At 72.0% G+C, this 12,381-nt stretch carries 10 protein-coding genes; 5 read left to right on the forward strand and 5 right to left on the reverse strand.

Annotated features, from left to right (window positions below):
* Positions 1 to 186: 186 nt before the first annotated feature.
* On the reverse strand, positions 187 to 555 hold the full coding sequence (locus SGFS_RS24495) for an STAS domain-containing protein (RefSeq protein ID WP_286253473.1): 369 nt from the start codon (positions 553 to 555) through the stop codon (positions 187 to 189).
* Positions 556 to 789: 234 nt separating this feature from the next.
* Here SGFS_RS24495 and SGFS_RS24500 point away from each other — a divergent pair, with 234 nt between their 5' ends.
* Positions 790 to 1,704: an RNA polymerase sigma factor SigF gene (locus SGFS_RS24500; RefSeq protein ID WP_286253475.1), complete on the forward strand. Its 915-nt coding sequence runs from the start codon at positions 790 to 792 to the stop codon at positions 1,702 to 1,704.
* A 161-nt stretch (positions 1,705 to 1,865) separates the two neighbouring features.
* On the forward strand, positions 1,866 to 3,410 hold the full coding sequence (locus SGFS_RS24505; RefSeq protein WP_286253476.1) for an RICIN domain-containing protein: 1,545 nt from the start codon (positions 1,866 to 1,868) through the stop codon (positions 3,408 to 3,410).
* 69 nt (positions 3,411 to 3,479) lie between these two features.
* Here the strand turns inward: SGFS_RS24505 and hutI are convergent, their stop codons facing one another.
* From hutI to hutU, 4 genes are all read right to left on the reverse strand, one after another.
* The gene (gene hutI, locus SGFS_RS24510) at positions 3,480 to 4,763 is read right to left on the reverse strand and encodes an imidazolonepropionase (protein WP_286253477.1); all 1,284 of its coding nucleotides are present in this window, start codon (positions 4,761 to 4,763) and stop codon (positions 3,480 to 3,482) included.
* Complete coding sequence (locus tag SGFS_RS24515) at positions 4,760 to 6,112, reverse strand: formimidoylglutamate deiminase (protein ID WP_286253478.1); 1,353 nt, start codon at positions 6,110 to 6,112, stop codon at positions 4,760 to 4,762. Before SGFS_RS24515 ends, hutI begins: the two co-directional genes overlap by 4 nt.
* Positions 6,109 to 7,401 (reverse strand): allantoate amidohydrolase, encoded by a 1,293-nt coding sequence (locus tag SGFS_RS24520; RefSeq protein ID WP_286260038.1) that lies wholly within the window; start codon positions 7,399 to 7,401, stop codon positions 6,109 to 6,111. The genes SGFS_RS24515 and SGFS_RS24520 overlap by 4 nt, the downstream gene beginning before the upstream one ends.
* Positions 7,402 to 7,514: 113 nt before the next feature.
* Positions 7,515 to 9,179, reverse strand: a complete 1,665-nt coding sequence (hutU, locus tag SGFS_RS24525; protein ID WP_286253479.1) for a urocanate hydratase — start codon at positions 9,177 to 9,179, stop codon at positions 7,515 to 7,517.
* Positions 9,180 to 9,298: 119 nt separating this feature from the next.
* Here hutU and SGFS_RS24530 point away from each other — a divergent pair, with 119 nt between their 5' ends.
* The 3 genes from SGFS_RS24530 to SGFS_RS24540 all read left to right on the forward strand — a co-directional run bounded on the left by SGFS_RS24530 (position 9,299) and on the right by SGFS_RS24540 (position 12,380).
* Positions 9,299 to 10,738, forward strand: coding sequence for a type III PLP-dependent enzyme domain-containing protein (locus tag SGFS_RS24530; protein WP_286253481.1), 1,440 nt, complete (start codon positions 9,299 to 9,301; stop codon positions 10,736 to 10,738).
* Positions 10,739 to 11,136: 398 nt separating this feature from the next.
* Positions 11,137 to 11,535: a hypothetical protein gene (locus SGFS_RS24535; protein ID WP_286253484.1), complete on the forward strand. Its 399-nt coding sequence runs from the start codon at positions 11,137 to 11,139 to the stop codon at positions 11,533 to 11,535.
* On the forward strand, positions 11,532 to 12,380 hold the full coding sequence (locus tag SGFS_RS24540) for a hypothetical protein (RefSeq protein ID WP_286253485.1): 849 nt from the start codon (positions 11,532 to 11,534) through the stop codon (positions 12,378 to 12,380). The genes SGFS_RS24535 and SGFS_RS24540 overlap by 4 nt, the downstream gene beginning before the upstream one ends.
* The last annotated feature ends 1 nt before the right edge of the window (position 12,381 follow it).

A 12,381-nucleotide genomic window follows, 5' to 3' on the forward strand; every position in this document is an offset into this window, starting at 1 on the left:
CACGATTCAGGACTCAGAGTGCGGGTACGGAGTGCGGGGCAGAGGCGCGGTGTGGACGGCAGGGCCTCCCGCACCCCGTACGCGCTCCCGTACGTTCCGTACTGTCGACTCGTTCAGGATGTCTCCTGCCCGAGCGAACCGTCAGAACACCCACGTTTTCGGCACAGAAGCTGTGACGCCGACGGACTAGCCGGCCAACGCCGCCTCGACCGAGTCATGGACGGTGAAGACGGCCTCCGCCCCGGTGATCTCGAACACCCTGGCCACCACCGGCTGCATCGCCGCGAGATGGACCCCGCCGCCCGCGGCCTCGGCCTTCAGCCGGACCCCCAGGAGGACGTTGAGCCCGGTGGAGTCACAGAACTCGAGGCGGGAGCAGTCCACGACGAGACGCGTGAACCCCTTCTCCAGACACCCTTCGAGTGGCTCGCGCAGCAGATCGGCGGTGTGGTGATCGAGCTCACCCGCCGGCGCCACGACGGCACTGGGGCCCTCTTCCCGCACTTCGACGTGCAGTCGGCCCGACTGCGCGCTGCCGACCGTCCCACGGTCCATGCCGTCTCTCTCCCGACCGTCGTGACTGTTGACTCGCTCTCGAACACTACGCCTTCCTCACAATCTCCGACACCCGAACAACCGCCCAGAAGTGGACATTTCACCGCAGTACGCACTTGCGATGAACTCCGGATTGCGGGTAGGGCTAGTAAGGACACCAATCGACACGGCCGCTCGGAGGGCGCCGCACACCGCAGTGCACGTATTGGCATCGGCGGCCATACGCCGAGAACGATGGAGGACATCATGTCACCCCGGCTCGACGCATCGCATACCCGGACGGCGACGTCGACACCCTCTCCGGAAGACACCCGGGACGCGTTCGACCCCCACCTCAGCGACGCGCTCCAAGGACTTCCCGAGATCCCCCCGTACGACGAGGTGGGGCCGGTTGACGCACGAGCTCTGTCCAAGACCCTCTTCGAGCGGCTGCAGTCCCTCGACGAAGGAACGCACGAGTACTCGTACGTCCGCAACACGCTCGTCGAACTCAACCTCGCGCTGGTCAAGTTCGCCGCCTCCCGCTTCCGCTCACGCAGCGAGCCGATGGAGGACATCATCCAGGTCGGCACGATCGGGCTGATCAAGGCGATCGACCGCTTCGAGCTCAGCCGAGGCGTCGAGTTCCCGACCTTCGCCATGCCGACGATCGTCGGCGAGATCAAGCGCTTCTTCCGTGACACGTCGTGGTCCGTCCGCGTACCGCGAAGACTGCAGGAACTCCGGCTCGACCTGGCCAAGGCCGGTGACGAGCTCGCGCAGCAGCTCGACCGCGCTCCGACGGTGGGCGAGTTGGCTGAGCGGCTGGGCCTGACGAACGACGAGGTCGTGGAGGGGATGGCCGCGTCGAACGCCTACACGGCGTCATCGCTCGACGCCCAGCCCGAGGAGGACGACTCCGAGGGCGCGCTGGCGGACCGGATCGGCTACGAGGACCACGGGCTCGAAGGCATCGAGTACGTCGAGTCGCTCAAGCCGCTGATCGCGGAACTCCCGCCGCGTGACCGGAAGATCCTCTCGCTCCGCTTCGTCGCGGGCATGACCCAGTCGGAGATCGGCGAGGAACTCGGCATCTCCCAGATGCATGTCTCCCGGCTGCTGTCACGCACACTCGTGCGACTACGCAAGGGGCTGACGGTCGAGGAGTGAACGCCTCGTCATGACACAAGTGGGCCGGGTTCGGTAGGAGTTGTTCTCCTGCCGGGCCTGGTCCCTTGTCGTTCTTGGTAGTTACTGACGGGAACCTCTTTTCCCGCGAGTCTCCTTCCACCACTATGGTCACCCGCACGGGGGTGCGAGGAGGCCAGAGAATGGCTCGGTCCGACGCGCGGCTCACCGAGCTGTTGCGCGCCGACACCCCCACCGTGTTCCCGGCACTGCGCGAACTGCGCGCACGCCATCACCCGTCGGTCCTCGCGTACGCCCGCCTGTGCACCGCGAGCGAGGCGGCGGCACGGCAGCTGGCGGCGCAGGTGTTCACGACGGCGGCCCGCGAGACGGCACAGGGCTTTGAGCCGAGCGTCCCGTGGCGGCACCAACTCCTGCTGCTGGCCGGGCGGTCGGCCGCCGCATGGGCCGGGGACGAGCGCGCGGGCGGGCTCGACGCCGGGCTGCTCGTCATGCTGAACACCACGGGCCCCGACGGCCCGGAGCCGCCCATGCTCATGGCGTTCCGTTCACTGCCGCCCCGCGCCCAGGGGCTGCTCTGGTACGGGTTCGTGGAGCGGGAGCCCGATGACCAGGCGGCCGCCTTCCTCGGCCTCACCCGCGAGGACGTGACGTACGAGAAGGGCCCGGCGCTGCACACCCTGCGCCAAGCCTGTCTCCGGACCCGTCTCGCCGCCTCCGACGACCCGCGCTGCCAGGACTTCCGCCGGCTGATCGAGGAGTCGGTACGCCCCGACACCCCCCGCCACAGCGCGGATCTGCACGCCCACATGGCGCACTGCGCCCACTGCACCGGCGCGTTCGAGGAACTCCGCGCCCTGCGTGACGCTCCGCGCGCGGCCCTGGCGGAGGGGTTGCTGCCGTGGGGCGGGGCGGCGTACGTGCGCGGCAGGGAGAGCGAGGGGCAGGAGGGCGGGGGCGTCGGTGAGGCGTCGGCCGGGGACGCGGGCGAGGGCGTCGGCGAGGCGACCGCCCGGGATGCGGGCGGGGGCGCCACCAAATCCCGTCGGCCGCCGTCCCGCCGGTTCGTGCTGACCTCGGCGGTCCTGGGCGTGGCCGCTCTGGCGCTGCTGGGTTTTCTGCTGTTCTCGGGCGACTCGTCGTCCCCGTCCCCGGCCCCGGCGGGCGCGGACGCCGTCCGTACGCCGGCGAGCCCGCCGTCGGTGACGGTCCCGTCGAGCCCGGCACCGAGCCCTGACCCGAGCCCCTCGGTGTCACGTTCGGTCGAGTCGCCGGAACCGACCGGGCCGACGCAGAGCCCGGCTCCGTCGGCGCAGCAACCGGGCAGCGGATACGCGCAGGTCGTGAACGTCGCGTCGGGCCTGTGTCTGGATGTGCGGGGCGAGTTGGAGAAGGGGACGGACGTCGTCACGGCCATCTGTACCCGGGCGGACACCCAGCGCTGGCGGGTCGACGCCGACCGGGGTGTGGTGCAGTCGTACGCCGACCCCGACTTCTGTCTGGACAGCCGGGGGGCGACCGACGACGGTGTGGGCATCTGGGAGTGCGACTCGGTCGACGGCGACAACGGCCGGAACCTGAGGTTCACGGTCGACTCCCGAGGGGCGATCCGCCCGGCGATCGCCCCGGATCACGCGGTGACACCGGACGCGCTCGGCGCGGTGTCCCTGGCCGAGGGGACGGGGCGCGCGGGGCAGCGGTGGCGGACGGGGGCCGGGCCGCGCTGAGGGCTTGGGCTTCGGTTGAGGGCTTTCGGTTTGAGGGCTTGGGCTTCGGTTTGAGGGCTTGGGCGCGCGTCAGAGTTGGCGTACGCCCCTGCGCCACACCCCCGCCACCAGCGGAACTCCCGGCCGGTAGGCCAGATGGACATGGCTGGGCGCGTCCAGGAGCGTGAGGTCGGCGTACGCGCCCGGTGTGAGCCGTCCGATGTCGTCGCGGCGCAGGGCCCGCGCGCCCCCTGCCGTGGCGGACCAGACCGCCTCGTCCGGTGTCATCCCCATGTCCCGTACCGCGAGGGCGATGCAGAAGGGGACCGAGGAGGTGAAGGACGAGCCGGGGTTGCAGTCGGTGGACAGTGCGACCGTGACACCGGCGTCGAGGAGGCGCCGGGCGTCCGGCCACTCGGCGCGGGTGGAGAACTCGGCGCCGGGGAGGAGCGTGGCGACGGTGTTTCCGCCGGCCAGGGCGTCGACGTCGGCGTCGGTGAGGTGGGTGCAGTGGTCGGCGCTGGCCGCGTCGAGTTCGACGGCGAGCTGGACTCCGGGGCCGTAGGAGAGCTGGTTGGCGTGGATGCGGGGGTGCAGGCCCTTGGCCCGGCCGGCCGTGAGGATCGCGCGGGCCTGGTCGCCGTCGAAGGCGCCCCGCTCGCAGAAGACGTCGATCCAACGGGCGTACGGGGCGCAGGCGTCGAGCATCTCACCGGTGACCAGGTCGACGTAGGCGGCCGGGTCGTCGGCGAGGTCGGGCGCGACGATGTGCGCGCCGAGGTAGGTGACCTCGTCGGTGTGGGCGGCGGCGATGCGCAGGGCGCGGGCCTCGTCCTCGACGGTCAGGCCGTACCCGGACTTCGTCTCGAAGGTGGTCGTGCCTTGGCGGAGGGCCTCGTGGAGGTAACGGGTGAGGTTGGCCTCCAGTTCCTCGTCGGTGGCGGCGCGGGTGGCCGCGACGGTCGTCCGGATGCCGCCGGCGCTGTAGGCCCGGCCGGACATACGGGCGTTGAACTCGGCGGTCCGGTCTCCCGCGAAGAGGAGGTGGGAGTGGGAGTCGACGAAGCCCGGGAGCACCGCCCGGCCACCGGCGTCGACCCGATTGTCAGTGGCGGGTGCTTTGCTTTGATCACCGGTCCACGCGATGCGTTCACCGTCGATGACGACGGCCGCGTCCTGGATCAGTCCGAGGGGGGATCCGTCACCGAGGGAGGGGTCGTTGGTGACCAGGGCGGCGATGTTGGTGATGAGCGTGCTTGCGGTGCTCGCGGAGTTGGCGGGGCTGACGGTCGTAGCGCTGCTCATGGCGTCCTTGTTGGCCTGGTCGGCGGTGGGTTCGGGGGCGGGCCGTGCGGGTGGTCGGCCCGGTGTCATCCGCGCAGGGCTGCGACGGCGTCCGCGAGGGCCCGCGGCACATCCGGTACGAGGCAGTGGACCCCGTCCCGTACGACGTGCCGACCGCCCACGACCGTATGCGACACGTCCGCTGCCGACGCGGCGAATACAGCCGTCTCGGCCCCGAGCCGCGGAAGCGGCCCTGCAGTCCTGACCGAGTCGAGCGCGATCGTCGTGAAGTCGGCGAGCGCGCCGGGCTCCAGGGTGCCCGCCTCGTCCCAGCCGAGGGCGGCGTGGCCGTCGGCCGAGGCCGCCCGCAGGAGGGCCGCCGCCGTCCAGTGACCTCGCGTCCGGGTGCGCAGCCGCTCGTCGAGCTCCATCGCGCGCGCCTCTTCGAGGAGGTCGATGACGGCGTGGCTGTCGGAGCCGAGGGAGAGCGGGGAGCCCGCCCGCTGGAGGGCCACGGCCGGTCCGATGCCGTCCGCGAGGTCGCGCTCGGTGGTGGGGCACATGCAGGTGCCGGTGCCGCTGTCACCGATCAGCGCGATGTCGGTGTCGGTGAGGTGGGTGTTGTGCACACCCGTCGTCCGTGGGCCCAGCACCCCGTGGTCGGCGAGGAGTTGGGTGGGAGTGCGTCCGTGTGCCGCGCGGCAGGCGTCGTTCTCCGCCGTCTGCTCCGAGAGGTGTACGTGCAGCGGGGCCCGCCGCTCCTCGGCCCAGCGCGCCACCGTCGCCAGCTGCCCGGCCGGCACGGCCCGTACGGAGTGCACGGCCGCGCCGATCCGCACGTGATCCCGGTCCTTGAGAACTGAACAGCGTTCCGCCCAGGCCTCCGCCGTGCCGTCGGAGAAGCGCAGCTGGTGGTGGCCCGGCGGCTGTCCGAACCCGGCGGAGAGGTAGGCGGTGTCGAGCAGGGTGATCCGGATCCCGGCCTCCCGCGCGGCCGCGATCAGCGCCTCGCCCATGGCGTTCGGGTCGGCGTAAGGGGTGCCGCCGGGGGCGTGGTGCACATAGTGGAACTCGCCGACGGCGGTGATCCCGGCCAGCGCCATCTCGGCGTACACGGCCCGCGCGAGGGCGTGGTAGGTGTCCGGGGTCAGCCGGTCCGCGACCTGGTACATGACCTCGCGCCAGGTCCAGAAGGTGCCCGAGCCGACCTGGACCGTGCCGCGCAGGGCCCGGTGGAAGGCGTGGCTGTGCGCGTTGGCGAGCCCTGGAAGGGTGAGCCCGCGCAGGACCACGGCACCGGGCGGCGGGGCGGGGGTGTCGGTGCGCACGGCGGTGATACGGCCGTCGTCACCGCTGGTGGTGGTCACGGTCAGGGCCACGCCCGGCTCGACGTGTGTGTCGAGCCAGGCGTGTTCGAGCCAGTAGGTCGTCTCCGTCACCTGCGGGCCAGCCCTTCCAGTACGTCGGCGAGCGCGGTCACCCCGGCCAGACAGTCGTCCTCGGCGGCGTGCTCGGCCGGGGAGTGCGAGACGCCGGTGGGGTTGCGCACGAACAGCATGGCGGTCGGGACGCGCCCGGAGAGGATCCCGGCGTCGTGTCCGGCCCCCGTCCCGAGCACGGGCACCTTGAGGTCGGCGTCCCGGCCCAGGATGCGGGCGATCTCGTCCCGCAGGGCGTGCTCGAACTCGACGACGGGGGTGAAGGACTCACGTACGACGTCGAGTGCGACGCCGTGCTCCTGCGCGTAGTCGCGGGCCGCCTCCTCGATGGCGGTGACGACGACGTCCAGCGTCTTCTGGTCCTCGGCGCGGGAGTCGAGCCAGCCGCGGACGAGGGAGGGGATGGCGTTGACGCCGTTCGGCTCGACGGAGATCTTGCCGAAGGTGGCGACGGCACCGGCGAGCCGTGCCTCGCGCCGGGCGGCGAGCACGGTCTCGGCGTAGGACAGCATGGGGTCGCGCCGGTCGACGAGCCGGGTGGTGCCGGCGTGGTTCGCCTCGCCGCGGAAGTCGAACCGCCACCGCCCGTGCGGCCAGATGGCGCTGGCGATGCCGACGGAGTCGCCTGACAGGTCCAGGGCCCGGCCCTGCTCGACATGGAGTTCGACGAAGGCTCCGATACGGGCGAGCCGCTCGGGGTCGGGCCCGATGTCCTCCGGGTCGTACCCCGCGGCCTCCATGGCCTGCGGCAGGGTGACCCCGTCGCCGTCGGTCAGCCGGTGCGCCTGCTCGACGGTCAGCTGCCCGGCGGCGAGCCGCGACCCCACACAGGCCAGCCCGAACCGCGCCCCCTCCTCGTCCCCGAAGTTGACGATGCCGAACGGCTTGTCGAACCGAGCGCCCCGGGCCCGCAGTTCGTCGAGGGCGGCGAAGGAGGACACGACCCCGAGGGGCCCGTCGAAGGCGCCGCCGTCGGGCACGGAGTCGAGGTGGGAGCCCGTGACGACCGCGTCCCCCTGCTCGGGATCCCCGAGCCAGGCCCACTGGTTGCCGTTCCGGTCGACCTCGTAGGTCAGGCCACGGCCCCTGGCCTGCTCCTCGAACCAGCCCCGGCACTCGCCATCGGCCGCCGTCCAGGCGAACCGCCGATACCCACCGGAGTCAGGGTGCCGCCCGATGGGCCGAAGCTCACGCCACATCTCGTGGAAGGAGGTTCCGCCGGGGACGGGCGACGAGTCGGCGTCGGTGCCACCTGATGCAGCTCCAGGCTGTGGGCAGTCGTTCCGCAGGGCGGAACGGGTGGGCGCAGCCGCAGCCGCACCCGCACCCGCACCCGCACCCGCACCCGCACCCGCACCCGGCGACGAGACGTCAGCCTCCGCCGGACCGTTGCCGCGCTGCTTCACTCCGAGTCACCCTCACGCATCGGCACCCGTACACCCCGCTCGTCGGCGACCGACTCCGCGATGTCGTAGCCCGCGTCGACGTGGCGGATCACGCCCATCCCGGGGTCGTTCGTCAGCACCCGGCGGATCTTCTCCCCGCCCAGCTTCGTACCGTCGGCGACGGTGACCTGACCGGCGTGGATGGAGCGGCCCATGCCGACGCCGCCGCCGTGGTGGAGGGAGACCCAGGACGCACCGGAAGCGACGTTCACCATGGCGTTCAGCAGCGGCCAGTCGGCGATCGCGTCGGAGCCGTCGAGCATGGCCTCGGTCTCGCGGTACGGCGAGGCGACGGAACCGCAGTCCAGGTGGTCGCGGCCGATCGCCAGCGGCGCCGCCAGCTCCCCGCTCGCCACCATGTCGTTGAACCGCTCGCCCGCCTTGTCCCGCTCGCCGTAGCCGAGCCAGCAGATGCGCGCCGGGAGCCCCTGGAAGTGCACCCGCTCGCCGGCCATCTTGATCCACCGGTGGAGGGACTCGTTCTCGGGGAAGAGGTCGAGGATCGCCCGGTCGGTCTTGGCGATGTCGGCGGGATCGCCGGAGAGGGCCGCCCAGCGGAAGGGGCCCTTGCCCTCGCAGAAGAGGGGGCGGATGTAGGCGGGGACGAAGCCCGGGAAGGCGAACGCCCGGTCGTATCCGGCGAGTCGTGCCTCGCCGCGGATGGAGTTGCCGTAGTCGAAGACCTCGGCACCGGCGTCCAGGAAGCCGACCATGGCCTCGACATGGCGGGCCATCGACTCACGGGCACGGGTGGTGAAGCCCGCCGGGTCCTTGGCCGCGTACGACGCCATGTCGTCGAAGTCGACGCCGACCGGCAGATACGCCAGCGGGTCGTGGGCCGAGGTCTGGTCGGTGACGATGTCGATGGGGGCGCCCATGGCGAGGAGCTGCGGGACGAGGTCGGCGGCGTTGCCGAGGACGCCGATGGAGAGGGGCCTGCGCTGGTCACGGGCCTCGACGGCCAGCTGGAGGGCGTGGTCGAGGGAGTCGGCCCGCACGTCCAGGTACCGGTGCTCGATGCGGCGCTCGATCGCGCGCGGGTCGCAGTCGATACAGATCGCGACGCCGTCGTTCATGGTCACGGCGAGCGGCTGGGCGCCGCCCATGCCGCCGAGGCCGGCGGTGAGGGTGATCGTCCCGGCCAGGGTCCCGCCGAAGCTCTTCGCGGCGACGGCGGAGAAGGTCTCGTAGGTGCCCTGGAGGATGCCCTGGGTGCCGATGTAGATCCAGGAACCGGCGGTCATCTGGCCGTACATGGTCAGGCCGAGCTGTTCCAGACGGCGGAACTCCTCCCAGTTGGCCCAGTCGCCGACGAGGTTGGAGTTGGCGATGAGGACGCGCGGGGCCCACTCGTGGGTCTGCATGACACCGACGGGGCGGCCGGACTGGACGAGCATGGTCTCGTCCTGCTTGAGGGTCTGCAGGGTGCGGACCATGGCGTCGAAGGAGCGCCAGTCGCGGGCGGCCTTGCCGGTGCCGCCGTAGACGACGAGCTTGTCGGGGTGCTCGGCGACCTCGGGGTCGAGGTTGTTCTGCAGCATCCGCAGGGCGGCTTCCTGCTGCCAGCCAAGGGCGCTCAGCTCCGTACCGCGTGATGCTCGAACGGGGCGGGGTCCTGACACGGTCTGCCTCCTCGCTATACAGCAACTATTCACATCCTGGCCTGATGAATAGAACTAGTCAATACGGCCGTACGCCAGCGCCGACACGCCACTGATGTTTGGCTGGACAGACTGGACGTATGAGCTCGGACATCGACGGGACGGCGGGGGAAGAGATGGGAGACGCGACGATCGGGGCCGGCGGGAACGGGAGGCCGTACGGCGTCGGCCAGGGCGACGACACCGGCGGTGCGCGGGCCGCCCGGCGGGACGAGGCCGTGCGGGCGGCGGTGGAGCAGGGGCTGCTCGGGCCCGCGAGCCCGGTCGTGGGGCTGCTCGACGTGCGCGGGATCCGGGCCTCGGCGGCGGCGCTGCGGGAGGCGTTCGACGCGGTGACGGCGCCCGGCACTCCGGTGCTGCACGCGTTCGCGGTGAAGGCGACGCCACTCGTGCCGGTACTGCGACTGCTGCGCGAGGCGGGCATCGGTGCGGAGGTGGCGAGCGCCGGCGAGCTGGCCCTGGCGCGGGCGGCCGGGGCCCCGCCGAAGGAGACCGTGCTCGACTCCCCCGCCAAGACCCCGGCGGAGCTGCGGGAGGCGCTGGCCCTGGGGATCGCGGTCAACGCGGACAATCCGCAGGAGCTGGACCGCATCGACGTCCTCGTCCGGTCGGCCACCACCCGCTCACCGCTCGGCATCCGGGTGAATCCGCAGCTCGGCGGCGGTTCCATCGACGCGCTGTCCACGGCGACGGCCACCTCGAAGTTCGGGGTGGCGTTGCGCGACGAGGGCGCCCGGGAGTGGGTCGTCCAGGCGTACGCGGACCGCCCCTGGCTGTCCCGGCTGCACGCGCACACCGGGTCGCAGGGCATGCCGCTCTCCCTGATGACACAGGGCATCAGGGAGACGTACGAGCTGGCCGAGGAGATCAACCGGCGGATCGGCCGGCAGCAGATCGACACGATCGACATCGGCGGCGGGCTGCCGGTGAACTTCGCGTCGGAGGCGGCGACCCCGACGTACGCGCAGTACGCGCGGCTGCTGGCGGAGGCGGTGCCGGGGCTGTTCGGGGGGCGGTACGGGCTGGTCACCGAGTTCGGGCGCTCGCTGCTCGCCAAGCACGGGACGGTCGTGGCGCGGGTGGAGTACGCCAAGCGGGCCGGGGGCCGGCCGATCGCGGTCACGCACGCTGGGGTGCAGGTGGCGACCCGCACGGTGTACGCGCCGGGGGCGTGGCCGCTGAGGATCGCCGCGTACGACGCGAAGGGGAGGCCGAAGGCGGGGCCGGAGGTCGTGCAGGACGTGGCCGGGCCCGCCTGTTTCGCGGGTGACCTGCTTGCCGAGGGGCGGTCGCTGCCGCTGCTCGAGCAGGGGGACTACGCGGCCGCGTTGGACACCGGGGCGTACTGCTTCGCGCACCACTACGCGTACAACTCGCTGCCTCGGCCCGGGATCTACGGATACGCGCCCGGCGCGGGCGAGAGGGACGTGCGTTTCGCGGTGGTGCGTGGGCCGCAGACGGTGGAGGAGATCGTGGCGGAGTCGGGTGGGGGGCAGCGGTCGGTGTTGTTGGAGCTGTGATGGGCACGCTTGAGGCCCTGCCGGACGCCTGATGACTCGGGGGGGCGGGAACCGCGGTGCGACGCGCGGGTTGTTCGTGGTTGCTCGCGCAGTCCCCGCGCCCCTCAGGGGCGTACCGCAGGGCCGTGCGCTCCCATCCGCACGCCTCTCGCGCCACTCGAAATGATGGTCGCCGGGCGCCGCGTCGCGCCCCCGCCATGCGGTTCGGCCGCATAGCCCCACCTCAGCGCGCTGCGGCCCCATCCTGCCCTCAACAGGGCCGAAATCCAGGCAAGTTGACCCACACTAGCGTCCCGTAGGCATGTTCCACTGGAAAATGCCAGATCTCTCACTCCTCGCGCATACGTTGCGTAGCGTCTACGTCACTCAGCCGAACCGCAGGCAGGAGGGGAGCCACGGTGCCCGGAATCGACGAGTGTCTGGTGGAGGCCATGAGGCTGCCCGGTGCGCTGGGCGCCGCGGTGGTCGACTGGACCAGCGGACTGGCGCTGGGCACGGTCGGGGAAGCACCCGGCGGTGACCACGAGACCACCGCTGCGGAGGCGGCCGAGCTGGCGCGGATCGCGGCGGAGCACCGGGCGTTCGCGCCGGAGGACGGTTCCGACTGGTCCGGGGCCGATCTCCCGGTCGAGGACCTGATCGTCAGCAACCGCGACACGTACCACGTGCTGCGGTTCGTGCAGACGACGTTCGACAGCAGCGTGTTCCTGCATCTGTGGCTGGCCCGTACGGACGGCAATCTCGCGCTGGCCCGGATCCGGCTCGGCGAGATGGCGGGACGGCTGGTGCTCGGATGATCGCGGTCAGGAAACCCGCTCCGCTGCTGCCGTTGCGCGACAGAGTGCCGGGCCCCGGTGTCTCCCCGATGCTGAACCGGCTCGCCGCCGAGCGGGCCACCGGCGTACTGCTGCGCGAGCTCGGCACGCTCTACCTCTCCGAGGGCGAGGTCGTGCACGCCGAGAGCCCCCGCTCGCCGAGCCTCGACGTGCTGCTCACCACCGGCGGGATCATCGACGGCGACGGCTGGCGGGAGGCGGTCGACAGGGCCGGGGCCGGGCTGCGGGTCGGGCGGTTCCTGGTCGACAGCGGCCGGGTCAGCAGGGGCTCGCTGGAGCTGTGCCACGCGGGCGCGCTGTTCGACGCGGCGTACTTCGTGCTCGGGCCGAGCAGCGCGCCGGCCAGCTTCCGGTACGGGGCCGCGCACTGGCTCGGGCCGATCCGCCCGGTGCCGGTGGCCGTGGTGGAGCGGGAGACCCTGCGCCGCCGCGACCTGCTGCACCGCATCTGGCCCGACCCTGCGACGGACGACGGCCCACTCGTCCGCGCCGGCCACCGCGCCCCGTCCTCGGTCCCGGCCCGCCAGGGGGCGGTGCTCGACCAGGTGGACGGCTCCCGCACGGCGGCGGACATCTCCGTGACCCTGGGGCGGCCCACCTTCCACACCCTGGTGGACATACGGCGTCTGGCGGCAGCGGGCCTGATAGCGCCCCACGCGTACCGCGAGGCGGCACCGGTGGGCACGGCCGGGCCGCCCGTGGTCGAGGACAGGACATCGGCCCCCGCCGGACCGTCGCCGTTCATCACCACCGACCCCGACATCGCGCTACTGCAAAGGCTCAGGGATGCGCTGGAGGCCCTTTGAG

This window comes from Streptomyces graminofaciens (genome assembly GCF_030294945.1).
GTDB classification, from domain to species: Bacteria; Actinomycetota; Actinomycetes; order Streptomycetales; family Streptomycetaceae; genus Streptomyces; species Streptomyces graminofaciens.